We start from the raw sequence: 21,078 nt of genomic DNA on the forward strand, positions 1-21,078 counted from the left end.
CGGGCGGGCGGTGAGCGGGAGGAGCGGGGGCAACTCGGCTCATTGACACGGCTCTTGGTCTAGGCCAATGATGCCGCCATGCCGAGACTCCGTCTGCGTCACGCCCTGCGTGCCGCGCTCGCCGCCCTCGTCCCGCTCGCGCTGCTCGGCGCGGTCGCCGGACCCGCGCACGCCGCCCCGGCGGCCTGGCCCGAGCCCGTCCCGGTGGTCTCCCGCGTCGAGACCACCGACCCGGTCGTCTTCGTCACCATCGACGACGGCTGGTACCACGACCCGGCCACGGCGCGGCTGCTGCTCGACCGCCGGGTGCCCGCCTCGCTGTTCCTGCTCCCCGGCGCCTACTCGTACGACTCCGGCTACTTCCACACCCTGCTCGACCAGGGCCGCTCCCGCATCGAGAACCACACCGTCGACCACCCCGACCTGACCACCCTCGACGCCGCCGGCCAACGGGCGCAGGTGTGCGGGGCCCGCGACCTGCACCTCGCACAGTTCGGCGACGGGCCCCGGCTGCTGCGCCCGCCGTACGGCTCGTACGACGCGACCACCCGGACCACCGCCCGCGCCTGCGGGGCGAAGGCGCTGGTGACCTGGACGTACGACCTCACGACCTGGGGCCAGTGGACCCCGCCGACCCCGGCGCTCAAGGCCGGCGACATCATCCTGCTGCACTTCAACGAGACGGTGACGCAGGACCTGAAGCGGGCCCTGGACGCGGCCGAGGCGGCGGGCCTGACGCCGGCTCCGCTGCGGGACTACGTGCCGGAGTAGTCCGTCACAGGATGACGTGCGGGAGGAAGCGGGCGTACTCGTCGGTGACGAGCCCCGCCGACTCCCGGATGCCGAGCCCCGCCGCCTCGTCCTCGACGACCCACGCGCCGAGCACCACCCGATTGCCGTCGAAGTCGGGCAGCGGGGCCAGCTCCTGGTAGCAGCAGGCCTCCCCGTCCCGTACGAAGGGCTCCGTACCGGCCTCGTGCAGGGTGACCCCGGCGCCCTCGCGGCCGAGCAGCGGTTTTGCGACCCAGCCGGTGGTCGAGGCGAGTTCGCGCGGCCCGTCGAGGTAGGCGGGGAGCAGGTGGGGGTGGCCCGGGTTCAGCTCCCACAGGACGGCGAGGAGCGCCTTGTTGGAGAGCAGCATCTTCCAGGCGGGTTCGATCCAGCAGGTGGTGCCGGTGCCGCCGCCGTTGTCGAGGGTGTCCAGGACGTGCCGGCCGAAGCGGTCGGTGGTGAGCCACTCCCACGGGTAGAGCTTGAAGCAGCTGCGGATGAAGCGGAGCCGGTCGTCCACGAAGCGGCGCGAGAGCCGGTCCCAGCCGATCCGTTCGACGGAGAGCGCCTCGGTGTCGAGCCCGGCCTGCTGGGCGGTCTCGCGCAGGTACGCGACCGTCATCAGGTCCTCGCCCAGCTCGTCGCCGTCCGAGTGCGCGAAGTGGACGGGTCCGGGCGGGAGCAGGGGTGCCTGCCGCCGCCACGCGTCGACGAGCCGCTCGTGGAGGGAGTTCCACTGGTCGGCGCCGGGGAAGCGTTCCTCCATCCAGAACCACTGCGGGCTCGCGGCCTCCACCAGTGAGGTCGGGGTGTCGGCGTTGTACTCCAGCATCTTGGCGGGGCCCGTGCCGTCGTAGCGCAGGTCGAAGCGGCCGTACAGGGAGGGGAGTTCGGCCCGCCGCCGCCAGGACTCGGCGACCAGGCCCGCCAGCTTCGGATCGGTGATCCCGAGCTCGGCGAAACGATCCTTCTCGACGATGTGCGCGGCCGCCGTCAGACACAGCGCGTGCAGCTCCTCCACGACCTCCTCCAGCGCCTCGACCTCGGGCAGCGAGAAGGAGTAGTAGGCGCTCTCGTCCCAGTACGGGCGCAGCGAACCGTCCGGGTGACGGGTCAGCGGATAGACGAGCCCCTGCTCCTCGACCGTCTCCTGCCAGCCGGGCCGCGGGTCGATGGTGTGGCGTTCCACGGTGCCGCCCCGCCTCAGCCGCCGCCGGTGCCGGAACAGCCGAAGCCGCCGGTGTCGACGGCGGTCTTGTCGAAGCTGCCACCGCTGACGCGCTTGTCGCGGACGGAGCCGCCGTAGTAGTACGAGCCGCGGTGGGTGGAACCGTTGTCGTCGTCGTCGCTTCCGCCGCCGCTCTGGCACTCGTAGCTCGGCAGCTCCTCCCGGGTCAGCGGGTCCACACACCGCCTGTCCGGCTCCGAACCGCAGGCGGTGATCGTCGCCGCCAGGACACCCATCCCGCCGAGCACCACCGTGCTCGACCTCAGCCTGCGCATGTCCGCCGCCTTCCCTTCACCGTCGCGACCGCACAGTGTAGGCCGGTGATTTCCGGCCTCACGCCCTAGAGTCGTTTCGTGCTCCTCGGGATGATTTGCGCTCTCGCCTCGTCCGTTTGCTTCGGCGCGGCCTCGGTCCTCCAGGCGATGGCGGCGCGCGCCGCCGAACCCGGCACGGGCAGCGGCGTCGACATCGCGCTGATGTGGCGGGCCCTGCGTCAGTGGCGCTACCTCGCCGGCCTCGGGGCGGACGGTCTGGGCTTCGTCCTGCAGATCGTGGCGCTGCGGACGCTGCCCATCTACGTGGTGGGCGCGGCCCTCGCCGCCAGCCTCGCGGTCACGGCCGTCATCGCCTCCCGGGTGCTGCGGGTGCGGCTGAGCCGGGTGGAGTGGACGGCCGTGGCCGTGGTCTGCGCGGGGCTCGCGATGCTGGCGCTCGCCGCCGGCAAGGAGGGCCACCGGGAGGGCTCGGAGGCGCTGCGCTGGGCGCTGCTCGGGGTGTCCTTCGGGGTCCTGGTGCTCGGCGTCGCGGCGGGCCGGCTGCCGGAGAAGCCCCGGGCGCTGGTCCTGGGCCTCGGGGCGGGGTTCGGCTTCGGGGTGGTGGAGGTGGCGGTCCGGCTGATCGACGGCATCGATCTCACCGATCCCGTCTGGTACGCGCTCCTCGTCGGCGGCGGGGCCGCGTTCCTGCTGCTGACCTCCGCCCTCCAGCGCGGCTCGGTGACGACGGCGACGGCGGGCGCGGTGCTCGGCGAGACGATCGGCCCGGCGATCGTCGGGGTGGCCTGGCTCGGGGACCGCACGAGGGAGGGGCTCAACTGGCTGGCGATCTCCGGCTTCGCCGTGGCCGTGGCGGGTTCCCTGACCCTGGCCCGCTTCGGCGAGGCCCCGGCCGCTCCGGAAGCAGGCCGGGACCCGGCGCCGGAGACACCGGGGTGAGGCCCGGAGGGGAGCCGGGACCCGGCTCGTTCGTGCCCCGGGCCCCTACGGCAGCACCCCGCACAGTGCTGTGAGGGCCCCCTGCCAGCCGCTGTCCGGGGGTGTGGCGTAGCCGACGACGAGGCCGTCGAGGGTGGGCGGCACCGTGGGGCGGCGGAACTGGTTGACGCCCTGGACGGCGAGGCCGCGCCAGGCGGCGGCCCGCAGGGTGGCCTGCTCGGTGCCGGGCGGCAGGGCCAGGACCGCGTGGAGGCCGGCCGCGATGCCGCTGACCCGGGTCCCCGGCGAGTGCGTGGCGAGGGCCGCCACCAGCTGGTCCCGGCGCCGCCGGTAGCGCAGCCGCATCGCCCGCACGTGCCGGTCGTACGCCCCCGAGCGCAGGAACTCGGCGAACGCCAGCTGGTCCGGCGCGCTCGACGACCAGTCCACCGCCCCCTTCGCCGCCGCCACCTCCACCGCCAGGTCCGACGGCAGGACCATCCAGGCGAGGCGGAGCCCGGGGGCAAGGGACTTGCTCGCGGTGCCCAGGTAGACGACGCGCTCGGGGTCGAGTCCCTGGAGCGCCCCCACGGGCTGCCGGTCGTACCGGAACTCCCCGTCGTAGTCGTCCTCCAGGACGAAACCGCCGGAGGCGCGCGCCCAGTCGACGACGGCCGCCCGTCGGTCCGGGGGCAGGGCGCCGCCCAGCGGGTACTGGTGGGCGGCCGTCATGAGGACGGCCCCGCACCCGTCGAGACCGGCCAGCTCCTCCGTCCTCGTGCCGCGCTCGTCGAAGCCGAGGGCCGGGGTGCCGAGCCCGGCCCCGCGCAGGAGCCCGTCGTGGAGGTCGAGTCCGTACGACTCGACGGCCACGTCCCGCACGCCCCGGGCCCGCAGCACCTGTCCGATCAGCATCAGACCGTGCACGAAGCCGGAGCAGATCACGATCCGTTCGGGCCGTGCGTGCACGCCCCGGGCGCGGGCGAGGTACTCGGCGAGCGCGCCGCGCAGTTCGGTCCGGCCCCGCGGATCGCCGTATCCGAAGGCCTCGTTGGGGGCGTCGGTGAGCGCCCGGCGGTATGCCTTGAGCCAGTCGGCGCGCGGGAAGGAGGCGAGGTCGGGGGTGCCCGAGTTGAGGTTGTGCGCGGGCGGGGCGGGCCTGCGGCGGCCGGTGCCCGCCGCCGGAGCCGGGCTGGGCTGTGCCGGGGCACGGGGGGCGGTCCGGCGGGCGACGCGGGTCCCCGAGCCCTGCCGGGCGGTGAGCCAGCCCTCGGCGACCAGTTCGACGTAGGCGTCGGCGACGGTGTTGCGGGCCATGCCGAGGTCGGCGGCGAGCTGACGGGAGGACGGCAGGCGGGTGCCGGCCTCCAGGCGCCCGCTGCGGACCGCCTCCCGCAGGGCGTCCATGAGGCCCGCGCGGAGCCGGGTGCCACGGAGTTCCAGATGGAGGTCGGCCCCGAAAGTGGCCCAGTCGTTCGCCATGGAAATGGACCATACCGCTGCGCCACCGGCTTCGTACGGTGGACGCATGACGACGACGGAACCGATCGAGAAGACCCTGTACGCGCACGAGCACGCGCCCCGCCTCCCGCTCGCCGAGCACCTCCCCGAGTTCTACCGGGCCATGATCCGGCTGGAGACGGCGGCCGCGAAGGACATCGACCCGACCCTGTACCACCTGATCAAGCTGCGGGCCTCGCAGATCAACCGCTGCGCCTTCTGCGTCGACATGCACAGCAAGGACATGCTCGCGGAGGGCGAGACCATCGAGCGGATCGTGCAGCTCTCCGCCTGGGAGGAGTCCCGGCACTTCTACACCGAGCGGGAACTCGCGGCGCTCGCGCTGACCGAGTCCGTCACGGTCCTCACCGACGGCTTCGTGCCCGACGAGGTGTACGCGCGGGCCGCCGAGCAGTTCGACGAGACCGAACTCGCCCGGGTCATCGCCGCGATCGTCACGATCAACGCCTGGAACCGGATCGGCGTCACCACCCGCATGACGCCCGGCCACTACACCCCGCGCCCCGCATGAGCGCGTCGGCGCTGCGGGCCCTGCACCACGGGCTGCCCGCGGACGGCCCGCTGGTGCTGCCCGGCCCCTGGGACGCGGCGAGCGCCCGCGCCTTCGAGGAGGCGGGGTACCCGGCACTCGCCACGCCGAGCGCCGGGATCGCCGCCTCGCTCGGGTACGAGGACGGGGCGACCCCGCCGGTGGAGATGTTCGCCGCCGTCGCGCGGATCGTCCGGTCCGTCGCGGTGCCCGTCACGGCGGACCTGGAGGGCGGGTACGGCCTTCCGGCGGCCGAACTGGTCGAGCGCGTACGGGAGACCGGGGCGGTCGGCGTCAACCTGGAGGACACCGGTCCCGACCGGACCCTGAAGGACCCGGAGGCGCACGCGGAGTACCTGGCGGAGGTGCGGGCGGCGGCGCCCGACCTCTTCCTCAACGCGCGCGTCGACGTGTACGTCCGGCGGGTGCCCGAGCCGCTGCCGGCGGCGATCGCGCGGGCGCGGCTCTACGCGGCGGCGGGCGCGGACTGCGTCTACCCGATCGTCGCCCCGCCGGCCGACCTGCCCGTCCTCCGCTCCGCCCTCGGCGACCTCCCCCTCAACGCCCTGGCCCTGCCGGACGGCCCGCCCGTCCCGGAACTCGGCCGGCTGGGCGCGACACGGGTCACGTTCGGGGACGGGTTGCTGCGGCGGGCGCTGGCGGGTCTGACGTCGACGCTCTGACGTACGCCCCGTCGTGGGCGGCGCACCGCCCCCGTGTGCCCACAAGGGCCGGGGGTCAGTGTGCGCCCGGGGCGAAGAACCGCAGCGCCACCCCGAGGACCTCGCGTTGCCGTGGCCAGTCCGTCTCCGGTCCCGCCGCCAGGATCGCGTACTGGTTGCCCTCCTCGGCCGTGAACGCGCGGTCGACGACCTTCCGCCGGCCGCCCTCGCGGTCGTACGCGTACACCAGCTCGGCCGCGTCCGCCTCCCCGGTGACGGGCGCGAGGCCGAGTTCCTCATAGCCCGGCTTGTTGGCCCGGCCGTCCTCGGAGGCCCCGCGCAGCGCCTCGTACGGCGTCATGCCCGCCTCCTGGATGACGAAGACCTGGACCAGGCTCCGCCCGTCCGGCGCGTTGAAGAACACGCCCTGGTCGGACTCCGTACGGTCCCAGCCCTCGGGGACGGCGATCGTGAAGCCCTTGAGGTCCTTCTGGACCCGGTAGCCGGGCGGCGGCGCGGAGGAGTCCGAGGGCGTCGCCGAAGGGGTCTCCGCGGGCGCCTCCGACGGCGTCTCCGAAGGGGGCTCGGACGTCGGGTCCGGCGGGACCGAGACGGAGGCCGGAGGGCCCGCCGCCGGGTCGCGCGCGTCCCCGCGGCCCCAGAGCTGCCACGCACCCACGGATCCCGCCGCCAGGACCGCCGCCACCACGCCCGCCACCAGCACGACCCGGGGCCGGGGCCCGGGAGACGGCGGGGCGGGCGGCGGGGCGACGGGCTCGGGCCCGTACACCGGCGCGTACAGGGGCGGCGGCGGAGGCGGCGGGGCGACGGGGCCACCGCCCTGCGGGACGACGGGCGGCGGCACCGCTTCCCCGGTCTCCCAGCTCTGCGTCTCGTCGTTCCAGCGGGCCCCCTGACCGCTCATCTCATCCTCCGAGGGCGCCGACGGCCTGGCCCAGGGCCACGCCCGAGGCGAGGATCCCGGACACCGCGCCCGCGTCCGTGAGGGCACGGCGCAGGGCGGCGATCCGTCCGGTGCCGGCGCGGCCGGTGCCCTCGATCTCGTCCTCGGCGTCGGAGAGTTCGGCGTCGAGCGCGCTCGTCTGCTCGGAGGCGACGACGCCCTGGAGGTCGGCGCGGAACCGGCGGATGGCCTGGAGCAGCGCCTCCTGCTCCGGGTCGCGGGCCGGCTGGGTGCCGTGCACGGTGCTGGTGACGGTGTTGTTGTCGCCGATGGTGACGTTGCCGCCGGTGTTGGTGACGTGAATGCCGTTGCCCGTGTGGTCAGCCACGGTCGCCTCCGCTCGTCGAAGTGGTGAAGGTCTTGCTGGTGACGGTGTTGTGGTGCCCGACGGTGACGTTCCCCTTGGTGTTCTCGATGAACGTGCCTCCCTCGGCGACGTGCACGATCTTCTGCTCGAACTCGGCGGTCTCGTAACCGGTTTCGCGGAGCGCGACCGTCACGCCGTTCACGACCCGGTCCTGCACGCTCTTCAGATGGCGGCTGACGTCCATCTCCTGGAAGAGGGAGGCGTCGTCGTCGGAGCCGAGCTCGCGCACCGAGGCCCACGGGCCCTCGGGCAGCGCGCCCGCGTGTCCGGCGGTGAGCACCCGCCACAGGTGGCCGAGCGAGCGCCCGAGGGTGACCAGGGCCTGTCCGGCGGAGCGCGGGGTCCGGCCGAGCGCCCAGACGGCCTTGCCGAAGTGGTGGTTGTGCCGGTAGCGGTGGGCGATCCGGTCGGCGTGCCGGTAGAGGGGCTTCACGGGCCGCAGGACGTGCGGGGCGACCTCCAGCATCAGCATGCCGCCCTGGGTGTGGACGCGGACGAAGACCGTGGTGACGATCTCCTCGCCCCAGCCGCCGACCCGGATGCGGAGGAAGTGGCGGCGGGTCTCGCCGCCTTCCTCGATGGCGCCCGAGCGGTGCGCCTCGAACCCCTCCGGGGTGTACGGGGCGGCCGTGCGGTCCGGCAGTCCGTCGACGGGCAGGAAGACGACCTCGTCGATCTCCAGCTCGCGCAGCCGGTCCCGTACGGCGGCCTGCAGCCGCGGCGAGCCGTGCGGCGAGGGCACGCGCAGCGCCTCCAGGAGCGGCACGACGTGGCGCAGGACGGCGCTGTTGTCGAGGGGTTCGGGCACCGCGCCGTCGAGGTTCTCGCGGGGGCGCAGCTCGACGGAGAGCGACCAGGGCTCGTACGGTGCGCCCGCGCCGCAGAACGGGTCGTCGGAGCCGTACATGATGAGCCGGGCGTGCTGCTCGACCCTGATGCGGTCGCGGAGTCGGCGGAAGCGGGCGCCCTCGGCGTGCTCGGCCGGGTCGGAGCGCTGGTCGGCGAAGCGCTCGCGGGACAGCTCCTGGGTGAGCGCGCGGGCGAACTGGCCGCGCTGGATGGCCACCGCCCAGGCCACGAGGAGCGGCACGGCGACGGTGATCCACACCTCCAGCCTGCCGATGCCCCACGTCTCCTGCGCGACGAGGCCGGCCGCGAGGCCGAGGACGTCGCCCGTGCCGGAGACGTCGCCGAGGAGGTCCCCGCCGAAGTCGCCCGACTCGTCGTCGGCGAACGCGAGGAAGAGGAGGAACAGCGCGGACTGCAGGAACATCAGCCGGCCGTACCAGCGCACCAGGAACGCGGGGACGACCCGGTACACGGGGGCGGTGGCGGACGTGCCGCGCATCCAGCGGGCGATGCCGAGCAGCAGGTAGGGGACGATCAGGAGGGTGATCAGTCCCTTGGTGAGGGGGATCGCGACGATCCAGAGGGCGAGGACGCCTGCGGCCCAGGCGAGTTCGACGCGGCGGGCGCGCAGCGCGTGGGCGAGGACGCGGCTCGCGTCGTAGCCGAGGGAGGGGGCGGCGAAGCGCTCCTCGTGGACGTACAGGTGGTCGATGACCGCGTCGCGGAATCCGTCGTCGAGGTACGTGCCGGCGCAGAGCAGGCGGGTCGCCTCGCTGGCGGCGGGTAAGCGGCGCGGGTCGACGGCGCCGGGTGGGCCGCTGGGCTGGTGAGGTACGGACGGCTGCGCCAAGACTCCCCCGATGGTGTGGAACTTCCCTCGGTCGCGGCCCCGTCGGCCGGTGACCGGTGGGACAGCATAGGGGAGCCGGGGCGCGGTGGCGGCACGGAATGACGGCGCCCCCGCACCGTACGGTCGGTCGTACGGTGCGGGGGCGCCGGGAGTGTGGAGCCGAAGCTCGACGTCCGCTCGGGCTCAGATGAGGCCGAGCTCGCGGACCGCGTCGCGCTCCTCGGAGAGCTCGTTGACCGAGGCGTCGATGCGGGCGCGGGAGAAGTCGTTGATCTCCAGGCCCTGGACGATCTCGTACGCGCCGTCCTTGCAGGTGACCGGGAAGGACGAGATGAGGCCCTCCGGGACGCCGTAGGAGCCGTCGGACGGGACGCCCATGGAGGTCCAGTCGCCCGCGGCGGTGCCGTTGACCCAGGTGTGGACGTGGTCGATGGCGGCGTTGGCGGCGGAGGCCGCGGACGACGCGCCACGGGCGTCGATGATCGCGGCGCCGCGCTTGGCGACGGTCGGGATGAAGGTGTCGGCCAGCCACGCCTCGTCGCCCACGACCTCGGCGGCGTTCTTGCCGGCGATCTCCGCGTGGAAGATGTCCGGGTACTGGGTCGCGGAGTGGTTGCCCCAGATCGTGAGGCGCTTGATGTCCGTGACCGAGGAGCCGGTCTTCTGGGCCAGCTGCGTCAGCGCGCGGTTGTGGTCCAGGCGGGTCATCGCGGTGAAGCGCTCGGCCGGGACGCCCTTGGCGGCGGACTGGGCGATCAGGGCGTTGGTGTTGGCCGGGTTGCCGACGACGAGGACCTTGATGTCGTCCGCGGCGTGGGCGGCGATGGCCTCGCCCTGCGGCTTGAAGATGCCGCCGTTGGCGGCGAGCAGGTCGCCGCGCTCCATGCCCGGGCCGCGCGGGCGGGCGCCGACGAGCAGGCCGATGTTGGCGCCCTCGAAGCCCGCGTTCGGGTTGTCGAAGATGTCGATGCCCTTGAGCAGCGGGAACGCGCAGTCGTCGAGCTCCATGGCGGTGCCCTCGGCGGCCTTCACGCCCTGCGGGATCTCGAGGAGGCGCAGCTTGACCGGCACGTCCGCGCCGAGCAGGTGGCCGGAGGCGATGCGGAAGAGCAGCGCGTAGCCGATCTGGCCGGCCGCGCCGGTCACGGTGACATTCACGGGAGTGCGGGTCATGGCGATCTCCGTAAGACAGCTGGCGGTGGGGGTCCCTGCCCCTGGTGCGGGATAGCTCTCTTGATCGATCGGTGTCTCGACATGAAGAGATATCCAGCGGTCAGGCTATCCGACCCGGGCCCCCTCGAATCCCCACCCCCTTGTGGTGCGGCTCACTGCCACCCGTCCGGGAAGCCCCCCGGGGGTGTGCGGCGTCCCCTGGCGGCGACCGGGCCGGTTCGGTGGCGGAATGGTCACTTCCGTGCCACAGCGCACCGACGGAGCTTGAATCGACGTTGGCACGTACATGACCCTTGACCAGGGACGGCGCCCGCCCTCCCACGGGGGAGAGGGTGGGCGCCGCGCCTCACGAACGGTCGGCTCGTGCTGTGGCCGGTGAACCTTTCCGGTCACGGCACTAGGTCACCGTGAGATGGAGTACGTCCTCCAGGAACGGGATCCGCAGCCACGGCTCCGGCTGGACCATCAGCGCGAGCAGCACGATCAGGCCGCCCATCACCCCGTACGTGATCATGTCCGTGAAGCGGGAGCGCACGGCGAGCATGCCGACGGACGGCAGCGTCCGGCGCAGGGCCGCGCCCGTGAGGAGCGCCGCCCCGACCAGGATCGCCCCCACCCGGAAGGCCTGCGGGAAGGGATCCGTCCCCACCACGAGCAGGCCGGTCCCGGCGAGCACGAGCACGGTGAGCAGCGGCCACTGGCGCGCCGGCGCCGGGGCGTCGCCGGGGGCCGCCCGGCCGCCGCCCTCGGGGCGCGCGGTGTCGGTGGTGAGGGTCGGCGGCGGCCGCCGCCACGCGCGCTTCGCCGCGGCCGGAGCGCCGTCCGCCGCGCCGGCGGCGTCCGCCGCGCCGGCGGCGTCCGCGGGCTCCGCCGCGTCCGGGTTCCCGGGCGACCCCGGGGTCCCGGGGGTCACGTCAGAGCGCCGCGGCCGCGCGCTCGGCGGCCTCGACGACGTTGACGAGGAGCTGCGCGCGGGTCATCGGGCCCACCCCGCCGGGGTTCGGCGAGATCCAGCCGGCCACCTCGGCGACGTCGGGGTGGACGTCGCCGACGATCTTGCCCTCGCCGTTGCGCGAGACGCCGACGTCCAGGACGGCCGCGCCGGGCTTCACGTCCTCCGGCCTGATCAGGTGCGGCACGCCGGCCGCCGCGACGATGATGTCGGCGTTGCGCAGGTGGGCCGCGAGGTCCCGGGTGCCGGTGTGGCACTGGGTCACGGTGGCGTTCTCGGAGCGGCGGGTCAGCAGCAGCGGCATCGGGCGCCCGATGGTGACACCACGGCCGACGACCACGACCTCGGCGCCGTTGATCTCCACGCCGTGGCGGCGGAGCAGCGTGATGACGCCGTTCGGCGTGCAGGGCAGCGGGGCGGGCTCGTTGAGGACGAGCCGGCCGAGGTTGGTCGGGTGCAGACCGTCCGCGTCCTTGGCGGGGTCCATCAGCTCCAGGATGCGGTTCTCGTCGATGCCCTTCGGCAGGGGCAGCTGGACGATGTAACCGGTGCACTCCGGGTCCTCGTTGAGCTCCCGTACGACCGCCTCGATCTCCTCCTGGGTGGCGGTGCCCGGCAGGGTGCGCTGGATCGAGGCGAGGCCGACCTCCGCGCAGTCGCGGTGCTTTCCGGCGACGTACTTCTGGCTGGCCGGGTCGTCGCCGACCAGGACCGTGCCGAGGCCGGGCGTGACGCCCTTCTCCTTGAGGGCCGCCACACGGACGGTCAGATCGGACTTGATCGCGGCTGCGGTGGCCTTGCCATCGAGAATCTGGGCGCTCATGGAGACATCCTCCCGGATGACCCCCGCCTTGTTCCAATTCGCCGTCCACCGACGGGAGGCGATGCGGAACGACAGATTGCAACTGCACAACTCCGTGACGTATCGACTGGACAAAAAGTCGACCTTGCCCCGACGATGATCCGCGTAGTACCGCGGAAAGTGCCGGGGGGAATCCGCTGAAATGCCGTGAAAGTCCTCCGCGCGGGCCGCGTCGTCCCCGCACAGAGAAAATTCACGGAGGAACCCCGCGATGAGCTTCGGCGATCCGAACAACCCCTACGGCCAGCCGCAGGGACAGGGGCAGCAGCCCGGCTACGGCTACCCGCAGCAGACCCCGCAGGGCGTTCCGCCGCAGGGCTACGGCTACCCGGCGGCCCCGCCGGTCTCCCCGTACGGCGGCTACCCGGGCGCGCACATGGAGATGCCCGGCGGCGTCAAGAGCGCGCGCGTGATGCTGTGGATCATGAGCGTCTTCAACGTGATCGGCGGCCTCGCCGCGATCGGCATGTCCTTCGCGATCGACAGCGCCGACCTCGACACGTCGGGCAGCTCCTCCGCCGACGCCGAGGCCTTCGCCGACCTCGGCCAGGGCATCATGATCGGCGCCGGCATCATCTCGCTGATCTTCGCCGTCTTCGGCATCGTCCTCGCGGTCAAGTTCAAGACCGGCGGCAACGGCGTCCGCGTCGGTGCCATCGTCTGGGCCTCGTTCGCGGTGCTGTTCAGCCTCTTCTCGCTGCCGCTCGGCATCGTGAGCCTCGCTCTCGGCGTCCTGATCATCGTCTTCGTGGCGAAGTCGGACGGCGCCTCCTGGTTCAAGCGGAACCAGCAGCAGTACTGAACCACCCACGTGTGAGGGGCGGGATCCGTTCTCCGGATCCCGCCCCTCACGCGTGCCACGGCCGCGCGCGTCACTGCCGCTTCAGGACCGCGAAGCCGTCCGAGCGGTACGTGATCGCGTAGCGCGCCTCCGGGTGCAGTTGCGAAGCCAGCTGCTCCGGATCCGACACCTGCTGGCCCCACCCGCGCAGGTCGAAGGCGATGTAGTCCGGTGTGGCCCCCTTCGACGTGCCCACCCAGTAGACCCGGTGGTCCGCCGTCAGGTGGGCGAGGAGGGAGACGTCCGCCTCGACGCTCACCCCCTCCGGCACCGCGTCGACCGCGGCCCGCGCCTCCTGGGTCCTGCTGTCCGCGCGGTACGTCTCCGACTTCGTCAGCTCCCGCAGCGGCAGGTTCGCCGCGAGGACGAGCGCCACGGCCGTCGCGACCGGGATCACGACCTTCCCGTACGAGACGAGCCAGGCGCGCGGCGAGGTGCGGACCGAGCGGACGCCGTCCACCAGGGCCAGGAAGACGACCGGCATCAGGACCGCGCTGTAGTGCCAGTGCATGCCCCAGTGGTTGGGGTCCTGGGAGAGGAAGCGCCAGCCCAGGGTCGGCAGGACGAGCAGGACGAGCGGGGAGCGCAGGGCGAGGAAGCCGGTGATCGCGAGGAGGTAGAACACCATCTCCCACCGCTCGCCGGACGCGAGCGCGTCGCCGATGACCTGGCCGAAGGAGGTGTCCGCGCCCTGGCCGGTCTTCTCGATCTTGGACCAGTAGTCGTACTGTCCGAGCGCGCTCGCCGCCGGGATCAGGACGAGGACCGTCAGCGCGAACGCCGCCACGCCGAAGCCGGCCAGCGCCGCGCCGAGCCGCTTCCGCCCCTTGAGGAAGAGGACCGCGCCGACCATGGCGACGGTCAGGCCCATGTCCTCCTTCACCAGGACGAGCGGGGCCGACCAGGCGGCGGCAGCGGTCCAGCGCCCGAGGAGCAGGGCCCGGCAGGTCAGGGCGAGCAGCGGGACGGCGAAGGCGATCTCGTGGAAGTCGGACCTGACGGCCTCCTGGAGCCCCCAGGACAGTCCGTACGCGACGGTCAGTCCGATGCCGGCGGCCCGGCTGCCCAGGATCTGCTGGGTGGTGCGGCCGACGACGACCGCGGAGGCGGCGAAGAGAGCGGCCTGCCCGAAGAGCAGGGAGACCGGTGAGGGCCATATCCAGTAGAGCGGCGCGAGGAGCGCCGTGACGGGGCTGAAGTGGTCGCCGAGTATGGGGAAGCCGGGGCCCTTGATGTCGACGACGGGGGCCCGGAACTCGGCGTACGCCCGCACCGACTGCCCGAAGATCCCGAGGTCCCAGGAGGGCGTGCGGAAGTGCGCGTACTGCACCCAGGAGTACAGGAAGTACAGGCCGCAGAGGACGGCCGCGAGGATCAGGTACGGACGGAGCGGTGCCGGGGAGAGCCCTTCGGACGGCGCCTCGTCGGTGGACTCGGCAGCGGGCCTGTTCAGTACGTCCAACACCACGTCCCCCACTACCGGCGGCCGACAAAAGAGCAACCCATTAGAACAGAGTCCACCCGTTCGGCGGATCCGCCGACCACCGGCACCACGGCCGAGCGGGGCGGCCCGCCGGTACCGCGTGGGTACCGGCGGGCCGCCCCGCTCGCTTCCGCGCTGACGCGCGGGCCGGTCAGTGGAAGAAGTGGCGCGTGCCCGTGAAGTACATCGTCACGCCCGCCTTCCTCGCCGCCTCGACGACCAGCTCGTCACGCATCGAGCCGCCCGGCTGGACGACCGCCTTCACGCCGGCCGCGGTGAGGATCTCCAGGCCGTCGGGGAAGGGGAAGAAGGCGTCGGAGGCGGCGTAGGAGCCGCTCGCCCGCTCCTCGCCCGCCCGCTCGACCGCGAGCTTCGCGGAGTCGACGCGGTTGACCTGGCCCATGCCGACGCCGACCGAGGCGCCGTCCTTGGCGAGCAGGATCGCGTTGGACTTGACCGCGCGGCAGGCCTTCCAGGCGAAGGCGAGCTCGGCGAGCTCCTCGGCGGAGAGCGCCTCGCCGGTCGCGAGGGTCCAGTGCGCCGGGTCGTCGCCCTCGGCCTGGAGGCGGTCGGTGACCTGGAGGAGGGCGCCGCCGTCGATCGGCTTGACCTCGACCGGGTTGGCGGGGGCGCCGTCGGCCTTCAGGACGCGGATGTTCTTCTTCTTGGCGAGGATCTCGACCGCGCCGTCCTCGTAGCCGGGGGCGACGATGACCTCGGTGAAGATCTCCGCGACCTGCTCGGCCATCGCGACGGAGACCGGGCGGTTGACGGCGATGACGCCGCCGAACGCGGACAGCGGGTCGCAGGCGTGCGCCTTGCGGTGGGCCTCGGCGACGTCGGCGCCGACCGCGATGCCGCACGGGTTGGCGTGCTTGATGATCGCGACGCACGGCTCGGCGTGGTCGTACGCGGCCCGGCGCGCGGCGTCGGTGTCCGTGTAGTTGTTGAAGGACATCTCCTTGCCGTGCAGCTGCTCGGCCTCGGCGAGACCGCCCGTGCCGTCGACGTAGAGCGCGGCGCCCTGGTGCGGGTTCTCGCCGTAGCGCAGGACGTTCTCACGCGCGTACGTGGCGCCCAGGAAGTCCGGGAAGCCGCTGTCGTCGGCCGCCGCGTAGTCGTCGGCGAACCAGGAGGCCACGGCCACGTCGTACGCGGCGGTGTGCTGGAAGGCCTCGGCGGCGAGCCGCTTGCGGGCGGTCAGGTCGAAGCCGCCGGCCTTGACCGCGGCGAGCACGTCGGCGTACCGCTCCGGGCTGGTGACGATCGCGACCGACGGGTGGTTCTTGGCGGCGGCGCGGACCATCGACGGGCCGCCGATGTCGATCTGCTCCACGCACTCGTCCGGAGTGGCGCCGGAGGCGACCGTCTCGCGGAACGGGTACAGGTTCACGACGACCAGGTCGAAGGGCTCCACGCCCAGCTCGGCGAGCTGCTCGCGGTGCGACTCCAGGCGCAGGTCGGCGAGGATGCCGGCGTGCACGCGCGGGTGGAGCGTCTTGACGCGCCCGTCGAGGCACTCGGGGAAGCCGGTCAGCTCCTCGACCTTGGTGACCGGGACCCCGGCGGCGGCGATCTTCCCGGCGGTGGAACCGGTGGAGACGAGCTCGACACCGGCCTCGTGCAGACCGCGGGCCAGCTCCTCGAGCCCCGTCTTGTCGTAGACGCTGACCAGCGCGCGGCGGATGGGCTTAACGGTGTCCGTGTTCACCGACATGAACCTTTCGTCCCTCAATGCGGTAGCCGTGCCGGGCGAGACGCCCCACGACGTCGACGAGCAGCGAGCGCTCGACTTCCTTGATGCGCTCGTGCAGAGCGGCTTCATCGTCCTCGTCCCGCACCTCGACCACGCCCTGGGCGATGATCGGGCCGGTGTCGACACCGTCGTCGACGAAGTGGACGGTGCACCCGGTGACCTTCGCGCCGTAGGCGAGGGCGTCACGCACCCCGTGGGCACCGGGAAAACTGGGGAGGAGCGCCGGGTGGGTGTTGACGACCCGGCCGCCGAAGCGGGCGAGGAACTCCTTGCCGACGATCTTCATGAATCCGGCCGAGACGACCAGGTCCGGCTCGTACGCCGCGGTGGCCTCGGTCAGCGCGCGGTCCCACTCCTCGCGGGTCGCGTGGTCCTTCACCTTGCACACGAAGGTCGGCAGTCCGGCGCGCTCGGCGCGCTCCAGGCCGACGATGGCGTCGCGGTCGGCGCCGACGGCGACGATCTCCGCGCCGTACCCCTCGGGGTCGGCGGCGATGGCGTCGAGGAGGGCCTGCAGATTGGTACCGGACCCGGAGACCAGGACGACGAGGCGGGCGGCAGCCACTGGGGTCACTCTTTCCGTGGTGTTTGTGCGGTCGTACGAACGAATCGTGCCCCTCGATACGGGGAACCCTACGAATGGCTCGACCGTCAGCAACGATACCGGCACACGGGACGGCCCCCACGGGACGGGGGCGGAGCAGGGCGGTAGCGTCAGGGTCCGAGGCCGGACGCGCACCGGGCCCGGGCAGGGGCCGGGGCCGGTACCGGGCGGCGGAGGGCTCGGCGGAACAGCAGCGGAACCAGCAGCGGACGAGCAGCAGACGAGCACCACGAGACAGCAGCGGAGACCACGGGTGCGGCCGTGGTCGAGACGACAGAGGGAAGACGTTCAGCAGATGCCGGAACGCCAGTCCACGGACGACAACAACCCGTTCGCCCCGCCGCCCGAGGGCCGGCCGGACCAGCCGTGGCAGCCGCGGCGACCGGAGGGCTCGGACGACGACCCGTCCGGCACCCCGGACTCGTCGGGGCCGTCCGACGGCCGCTGGAGCCCGCGCCAGCCGGGCCCCTCGCAGGACGGCTTCGGCCGGGGTCCCGAGCGCCGGGGCGGCGGCCAGGGCGGGCCGGAAGGCGGGCCCGGCCAGGGCGGGCCCGGCGGCGGTCCGGGGATCCGCTGGGACCCGACGGACCCCGCGCAGCGACGGGCGCGGTACGCGATCCTCGCGGGCATGTGGGCCTTCTTCTTCGCGATCTTCGAGATCCCGGAGCTGGCGCTGCTGCTCGGCGCCCTCGGCCTGTACTGGGCGATCAGCTCGCTGCGCGCCAAGCCGAAGGCGGCCGGGGAGCCGTCGCCGACGTCACAGTCCCCGTCCTCGTCGCCGTCCGCTCCGACGGCCCCCGCGGCCGACCGGCCGTCGGGGCAGGGCGCGTCCGCCGCGCTCGCTCCGCTCCGCTCGATGCGGACGGCGGCGATCAGCGGGCTCGTCGCGTCGAGCGTGGCCCTGATGATCGTCGGGGTGGGCTTCACCCTGCAGATCGTCTACCGCGACTTCTACGAGTGCCGCGACGACGCCCTGACCCACGCGGGCGAGCTGGCCTGCAACGACCTGCTGCCGAAGCCGCTGCGCGCGGGCTTCGGGGTACGGGAGTAGCCGCCCCGCGTCAGCCGGCCGGCGGGGGCGGGGGCGGGGAGGACTCCCAGGCCGCCGGAAGGTAGTCGTACGGCTCGTAGCCGGGATCGTCGAAGGGGTCGCCGAGCGGACCGGCGAGGGGGTCGGGCCGTACCTCGGCGGGGAGACCGGCGGAGCCCCCGGCGGCTGCGCCGGCACCGAGGACCGACCCCGTGCCGGCGCCCGGTCCCGCACCGGGGGCCTGTGCTGCGCCCGCGCCCCGTCCGGTACCGGGGCCTGGCCCTGCGCCCGCGCCCCGTCCCGCACCCGCGCCTGGCCCTGCGCCCGCGCCCGGTCCCGTACCGGCTCCTCGCCCTGCGCCCGCGCCGCCCTGTGTCGTACCGGCGCCCTGTCCCCTGTCGGAGCCCGTGTCCGGCCCCGTGAGGCCCGCGTCGGCTCCCGGGGGCACGGCCGGGTCGGCGTTCCTGTCGGTGCCGGGCTCCGGGATCGTCGGCGTCCCGGGGGCGGCGGCCTCCGCGTCGCCCCCCGCGGCGCCCGGAGAGGCGCCGGCGGACAGCCCGAGCGCCGCCACGACGGCCCCGACCGCCGCCGACACCCGGCCCGGTACGGGCACGCGCGCGGGCGCCGGCACGCGCGCGGGCCTCTCGGAGCGCGGGATCCGGCGGCCCCAGGCCCGTACCCCCAGGGCCACCGGAACCCCCGCGCACGCTCCCCACAGCACCGCGGCCGCCCCCGCCTGCCACCACACCGGGCCGAACGCCGAGAGCCGGCCGGTGCCGATCGGACCGCCCGCCGCGCCCGCCAGGACCGCCACGGCCGCCCCGCACCCCCAGGCCGCGCCCAGCGCCGTCAGGGCGGCGTCCCGGGTCGCCCAGGTCCGCGCCGCGCGGCCCACGCGCCGTCCCTGCACCACGGCGGCGACCAGCGGGACCGCCACGGTCGCCCAGTGGCCCCAGGTGCCGCGCCCCTCGGCGGGCAGCGCGGCCAGGAGCGGGAAGGGCGGCACGGCCGGGTCGCCGACGAGCCCCAGCGGGGTCGCGAGCGCGCCCGTGCCGAGGGCGAAGCCGGGCCCGAGACCGTACGCGGCTCCCCACACGGCCAGGTTCGGCAGCAGCGCGAGGACGAGCAGCAGGACCGTCACCCGACCGGACCACTCCCCCGCGAGTGCTTCGTACGAGGCCTGGGCCCGGCCCGCGTGCCAGGCCAGCGACGACGCCGCCGCCACCGCGCCGCCGCCCAGCAGCGTCAGGCTCCCGAGCCCGGCCGCACGCAGGGCGACGGCGGCCTGCCGCCGGCCGGGCAGCGGGCGGCCGAGCGCCGTCCAGACGCCCGTGCCCGCCGCCCCGGCGACGACGGCGGGCAGCCAGAGTCCGGCCGTGAGCAGGTCGGCGGGCAGCGGCCCGCTCTCGCTGTAGACCACGACGACGGCCGCGACCAGGAGGTAGCCCCCGGCCACGGCGGCGACCGCGCCGCCCGGGGAGGGGCGTGGCCGGAGCCCGCCGTCGGCCGGGTCGAGGGTGTCGCGGGCGGCCCGGTGGACCAGCCAGACGGGCAGGGCGACGAGGAGCAGCGGAACGATCCCGACGGGGGCGGGCAGGCCGGACAGGGTGTCCGTGCGGACCAGGTCCACGCCGTGGGCGAGGAGCCAGATGCCGGCCGCGATGTGCAGGGCGCCGACGGGGCCGCCGTCGGGGTACGGGGAGCTGATCCAGGCCGCGATCACGAGGACCGCGAGGGCGCCGAGGCCGAGTCCGGCGGCGACTCCGCCCCGGACGCAGGCGGTGGCGAGTGCGGCGGAACGGCCGCCCTGGACCAGGGGGTGCTCGGTCGCGTGGGTCACGCGGGCCATGCTCCCAACGACACGCGCTTTTGCCGCGTAACAGGCAAACCTCCGTTGTGTCGCTCAAGATACGTTTATGTACTTTTCCGCCCAGAGCAGCTCTGCGGGAGGTCGACGCCGATGAGCCGGAGCACAGCGGATTCCGCCCCCTCCGCCACCCTGCCGTCCCCGAAGGAGCGGCGCAGGTTGCGTGAGGCCCTCGCCCTCAGCGAGGAGCAGGTCGCCGAGGCCATGGGCGTCACGAAGGCGACCGTCAGGGCATGGGAGACGGGGCGCTCGGCGCCCCGCGGCCGCAAGCGCGAGGCGTACGCGAGGCTGCTCGGCGCCCAGGAGCCGGAGGGCCCGCTCCCGGCCGCGCCGCCCCGGCCGGAGGAGCGGGCACAGGCCCAGGCGCCACGGCATCCCCAGACCGCCGGGCCGGAGTCCGCACCGCCGGAGTCCGCACCGCCGGAGTCCGGCCCTCAGGAGTCCGCCGCGCGGCAGGACCCGGCGCCGTGGCAGCCCACCCGGCCGGAGCCGCAGGCCCCCTCGCAGCCCGCCCGGTCGCAGCCGCAGGCTCCGGCCGCGTCGCAGTCGTCCGGGTCCGGGTCCGGGTCCGCCAGCGTCCGGCCCAAGGCCGCCGCCAAGCGGGCCGCCAAGCCGCCGCGGGCGCCCTCCCCCGTGCCGGCCATCGCGCCGGGACCCGCCCGCAAAGGCTCCTCGAAGCCGCCCGAGCGCCTGAAACCGGTGGCGGCCGAGGCGACCCCCGCGGAACCGGCCGCCGAGACGCCCCCCGTCGGACTCTCCGTCACCCCCGAGGAGGCCTTCGACGCGCTGTACGCGTACGCCGCGCCCGGCCTCGTCCACCAGGCGTACCTGCTCACCGGTCGCCGCCGGCTCTCCCACGAGGCCGTCGAGCGGGCCTTCCACCACGCCTGGCACCACTGGCCCGAGGTCGCCGTGGACGCGGACCCGGTGGGCTGGGTGCGGGCGGCGGCGTACGAGTACGCCCTCTCCCCCTGGCACCGGCTGCGCCGCGCGCACAAGCACCCCGACGCCCCGCCGGCCGAGGCGGACCGGCGGGCGCTGCTCGGCGCGCTCCTCGAACTGCCGCCGCCGTACCGCAGGACCGTCCTGCTCTACGACGGGCTCGGGCTCGACCTGCCGGAGACGGCGGCCGAGACCGAGGCGAGCACCCCCGCCGCGGCCAACCGGCTGCTGCACGCCCGGACGTTCCTCGGGCAGCGGATCCCCGAGCTCGCCGAGCCGGAGGCCCTGCACCGGCGGCTGAGCGCGCTGGTCGGGGAGGCGCCGGCGGCGACCCTGCCGCCCGCCCGCACGGTCCGGTCGGGCGGGGAGCACCGGGCCCGCACCTGGACGCGGGCGGTGCTCGGGGTGACGGCCACCCTCATCGCGGTCACCGGCTTCACGGTGGCGACCGCGCCCACCCGCTACATCCCGGTGAACGCCCCCGGCGAGACCGTCAACGGGGTGCCCGTGCGCGGCGGGCCGCAGAAGCTGGGCCCGGAGGACCTGGAGCTGCGCCAGAAGCTGCGCGCCGAGCCCAACCCGGGCCCGGAGCGGCTGATCCCGGCGGCCGAGTAGCCGGACACGCGAAGTGGGC

Annotated in this window: 20 protein-coding genes and 1 pseudogene; 8 read left to right on the top strand and 13 right to left on the bottom strand. The window is 74.3% G+C overall.

Features of this window, described 5'->3' with window-relative positions; translation table 11 throughout:
• Positions 1 to 78: 78 nt before the first annotated feature.
• Positions 79 to 771 (top strand): polysaccharide deacetylase family protein, encoded by a 693-nt coding sequence (locus ABTY59_RS01950; protein WP_352016956.1) that lies wholly within the window; start codon positions 79 to 81, stop codon positions 769 to 771.
• 4 nt (positions 772 to 775) lie between these two features.
• On the opposite strand, the gene ABTY59_RS01955 is transcribed toward ABTY59_RS01950, so the two are convergent.
• Together ABTY59_RS01955 and ABTY59_RS01960 are read right to left on the bottom strand one after the other, a co-directional pair.
• Complete coding sequence (locus ABTY59_RS01955; protein WP_352016957.1) at positions 776 to 1,960, bottom strand: glutathionylspermidine synthase family protein; 1,185 nt, start codon at positions 1,958 to 1,960, stop codon at positions 776 to 778.
• A gap of 14 nt (positions 1,961 to 1,974) precedes the next feature.
• A complete protein-coding gene (locus ABTY59_RS01960; RefSeq protein ID WP_352016958.1) occupies positions 1,975 to 2,274 on the bottom strand; it encodes a hypothetical protein in 300 nt (99 codons plus the stop codon).
• A 90-nt stretch (positions 2,275 to 2,364) separates the two neighbouring features.
• On the opposite strand from ABTY59_RS01960, the gene ABTY59_RS01965 reads away from it, so the two are divergent.
• Positions 2,365 to 3,213 (top strand): DMT family transporter, encoded by an 849-nt coding sequence (locus ABTY59_RS01965; RefSeq protein ID WP_352016959.1) that lies wholly within the window; start codon positions 2,365 to 2,367, stop codon positions 3,211 to 3,213.
• A 45-nt stretch (positions 3,214 to 3,258) separates the two neighbouring features.
• On the opposite strand, the gene pdxR is transcribed toward ABTY59_RS01965, so the two are convergent.
• Positions 3,259 to 4,674: a MocR-like pyridoxine biosynthesis transcription factor PdxR gene (gene pdxR, locus ABTY59_RS01970; protein WP_352016960.1), complete on the bottom strand. Its 1,416-nt coding sequence runs from the start codon at positions 4,672 to 4,674 to the stop codon at positions 3,259 to 3,261.
• A 46-nt stretch (positions 4,675 to 4,720) separates the two neighbouring features.
• On the opposite strand from pdxR, the gene ABTY59_RS01975 reads away from it, so the two are divergent.
• Positions 4,721 to 5,224: a carboxymuconolactone decarboxylase family protein gene (locus ABTY59_RS01975; protein WP_352016961.1), complete on the top strand. Its 504-nt coding sequence runs from the start codon at positions 4,721 to 4,723 to the stop codon at positions 5,222 to 5,224.
• Positions 5,221 to 5,925, top strand: coding sequence for an isocitrate lyase/PEP mutase family protein (locus tag ABTY59_RS01980; protein ID WP_352016962.1), 705 nt, complete (start codon positions 5,221 to 5,223; stop codon positions 5,923 to 5,925). The genes ABTY59_RS01975 and ABTY59_RS01980 overlap by 4 nt, the downstream gene beginning before the upstream one ends.
• Positions 5,926 to 5,980: 55 nt before the next feature.
• Here the strand turns inward: ABTY59_RS01980 and ABTY59_RS01985 are convergent, their stop codons facing one another.
• From ABTY59_RS01985 to ABTY59_RS02010, 6 genes are all read right to left on the bottom strand, one after another.
• Positions 5,981 to 6,829, bottom strand: a complete 849-nt coding sequence (locus ABTY59_RS01985; RefSeq protein ID WP_352016963.1) for a serine/threonine kinase C-terminal domain-containing protein — start codon at positions 6,827 to 6,829, stop codon at positions 5,981 to 5,983.
• A gap of 1 nt (position 6,830) precedes the next feature.
• Positions 6,831 to 7,196, bottom strand: a complete 366-nt coding sequence (locus tag ABTY59_RS01990) for a hypothetical protein (RefSeq protein ID WP_352016964.1) — start codon at positions 7,194 to 7,196, stop codon at positions 6,831 to 6,833.
• Positions 7,189 to 8,934 carry an AbeC-like domain-containing protein gene (locus tag ABTY59_RS01995; protein WP_352016965.1) on the bottom strand — a complete coding sequence of 582 codons (1,746 nt, stop codon included), beginning with the start codon at positions 8,932 to 8,934 and terminating at the stop codon, positions 7,189 to 7,191. The genes ABTY59_RS01990 and ABTY59_RS01995 overlap by 8 nt, the downstream gene beginning before the upstream one ends.
• Positions 8,935 to 9,117: 183 nt before the next feature.
• Positions 9,118 to 10,107, bottom strand: a complete 990-nt coding sequence (locus ABTY59_RS02000) for a malate dehydrogenase (protein WP_352016966.1) — start codon at positions 10,105 to 10,107, stop codon at positions 9,118 to 9,120.
• Between the two features lie 397 nt (positions 10,108 to 10,504).
• Positions 10,505 to 11,020, bottom strand: coding sequence for a DUF3017 domain-containing protein (locus ABTY59_RS02005; protein ID WP_502995322.1), 516 nt, complete (start codon positions 11,018 to 11,020; stop codon positions 10,505 to 10,507).
• 1 nt (position 11,021) lies between these two features.
• Positions 11,022 to 11,882, bottom strand: coding sequence for a bifunctional methylenetetrahydrofolate dehydrogenase/methenyltetrahydrofolate cyclohydrolase (locus ABTY59_RS02010; RefSeq protein ID WP_352016967.1), 861 nt, complete (start codon positions 11,880 to 11,882; stop codon positions 11,022 to 11,024).
• A 250-nt stretch (positions 11,883 to 12,132) separates the two neighbouring features.
• Here ABTY59_RS02010 and ABTY59_RS02015 point away from each other — a divergent pair, with 250 nt between their 5' ends.
• On the top strand, positions 12,133 to 12,723 hold the full coding sequence (locus tag ABTY59_RS02015; protein WP_352016968.1) for a hypothetical protein: 591 nt from the start codon (positions 12,133 to 12,135) through the stop codon (positions 12,721 to 12,723).
• 70 nt (positions 12,724 to 12,793) lie between these two features.
• On the opposite strand, the gene ABTY59_RS02020 is transcribed toward ABTY59_RS02015, so the two are convergent.
• The 3 genes from ABTY59_RS02020 to purN all read right to left on the bottom strand — a co-directional run bounded on the left by ABTY59_RS02020 (position 12,794) and on the right by purN (position 16,566).
• The gene (locus ABTY59_RS02020) at positions 12,794 to 14,227 is read right to left on the bottom strand and encodes a DUF2079 domain-containing protein (protein WP_502995323.1); all 1,434 of its coding nucleotides are present in this window, start codon (positions 14,225 to 14,227) and stop codon (positions 12,794 to 12,796) included.
• Positions 14,228 to 14,396: 169 nt separating this feature from the next.
• Entirely contained in the window at positions 14,397 to 15,962 is a 1,566-nt protein-coding gene (gene purH / locus ABTY59_RS02025; RefSeq protein WP_352016969.1) for a bifunctional phosphoribosylaminoimidazolecarboxamide formyltransferase/IMP cyclohydrolase, read from the bottom strand.
• Positions 15,937 to 16,566, bottom strand: coding sequence for a phosphoribosylglycinamide formyltransferase (purN, locus tag ABTY59_RS02030; protein WP_352016970.1), 630 nt, complete (start codon positions 16,564 to 16,566; stop codon positions 15,937 to 15,939). The genes purH and purN overlap by 26 nt, the downstream gene beginning before the upstream one ends.
• Positions 16,567 to 16,900: 334 nt before the next feature.
• On the opposite strand from purN, the gene ABTY59_RS02035 reads away from it, so the two are divergent.
• Complete coding sequence (locus ABTY59_RS02035) at positions 16,901 to 17,656, top strand: hypothetical protein (protein ID WP_352016971.1); 756 nt, start codon at positions 16,901 to 16,903, stop codon at positions 17,654 to 17,656.
• Positions 17,657 to 17,666: 10 nt separating this feature from the next.
• Here ABTY59_RS02035 and ABTY59_RS02040 read toward each other — a convergent pair whose 3' ends face one another.
• A complete protein-coding gene (locus ABTY59_RS02040) occupies positions 17,667 to 19,484 on the bottom strand; it encodes a cell division protein PerM (RefSeq protein WP_352016972.1) in 1,818 nt (605 codons plus the stop codon).
• Between the two features lie 111 nt (positions 19,485 to 19,595).
• Here ABTY59_RS02040 and ABTY59_RS37625 point away from each other — a divergent pair.
• Positions 19,596 to 19,802 (top strand): annotated as a pseudogene (locus ABTY59_RS37625) (helix-turn-helix domain-containing protein); the annotation flags it as partial.
• A gap of 786 nt (positions 19,803 to 20,588) precedes the next feature.
• Positions 20,589 to 21,059 (top strand): hypothetical protein, encoded by a 471-nt coding sequence (locus ABTY59_RS37630; RefSeq protein WP_502995327.1) that lies wholly within the window; start codon positions 20,589 to 20,591, stop codon positions 21,057 to 21,059.
• The last annotated feature ends 19 nt before the right edge of the window (positions 21,060 to 21,078 follow it).

The organism is Streptomyces sp. NPDC096079, assembly GCF_040303145.1.
In the GTDB taxonomy this organism is placed as follows: domain Bacteria; phylum Actinomycetota; class Actinomycetes; order Streptomycetales; family Streptomycetaceae; genus Streptomyces.

Coding starts and splice junctions, on each gene's coding strand:
- ABTY59_RS01950 (WP_352016956.1), top strand. CDS start 79: ATGCCGAGACTCCGTCTGCGTCACGCCCTGCGTGCCGCGCTCGCCGCC.
- ABTY59_RS01960 (WP_352016958.1), bottom strand. CDS start 2,274: ATGCGCAGGCTGAGGTCGAGCACGGTGGTGCTCGGCGGGATGGGTGTC.
- ABTY59_RS01965 (WP_352016959.1), top strand. CDS start 2,365: ATGATTTGCGCTCTCGCCTCGTCCGTTTGCTTCGGCGCGGCCTCGGTC.
- pdxR (WP_352016960.1), bottom strand. CDS start 4,674: ATGGCGAACGACTGGGCCACTTTCGGGGCCGACCTCCATCTGGAACTC.
- ABTY59_RS01975 (WP_352016961.1), top strand. CDS start 4,721: ATGACGACGACGGAACCGATCGAGAAGACCCTGTACGCGCACGAGCAC.
- ABTY59_RS01980 (WP_352016962.1), top strand. CDS start 5,221: ATGAGCGCGTCGGCGCTGCGGGCCCTGCACCACGGGCTGCCCGCGGAC.
- ABTY59_RS01985 (WP_352016963.1), bottom strand. CDS start 6,829: ATGAGCGGTCAGGGGGCCCGCTGGAACGACGAGACGCAGAGCTGGGAG.
- ABTY59_RS02000 (WP_352016966.1), bottom strand. CDS start 10,107: ATGACCCGCACTCCCGTGAATGTCACCGTGACCGGCGCGGCCGGCCAG.
- ABTY59_RS02010 (WP_352016967.1), bottom strand. CDS start 11,882: ATGAGCGCCCAGATTCTCGATGGCAAGGCCACCGCAGCCGCGATCAAG.
- ABTY59_RS02015 (WP_352016968.1), top strand. CDS start 12,133: ATGAGCTTCGGCGATCCGAACAACCCCTACGGCCAGCCGCAGGGACAG.
- purH (WP_352016969.1), bottom strand. CDS start 15,962: ATGTCGGTGAACACGGACACCGTTAAGCCCATCCGCCGCGCGCTGGTC.
- ABTY59_RS02035 (WP_352016971.1), top strand. CDS start 16,901: ATGCCGGAACGCCAGTCCACGGACGACAACAACCCGTTCGCCCCGCCG.
- ABTY59_RS02040 (WP_352016972.1), bottom strand. CDS start 19,484: ATGGCCCGCGTGACCCACGCGACCGAGCACCCCCTGGTCCAGGGCGGC.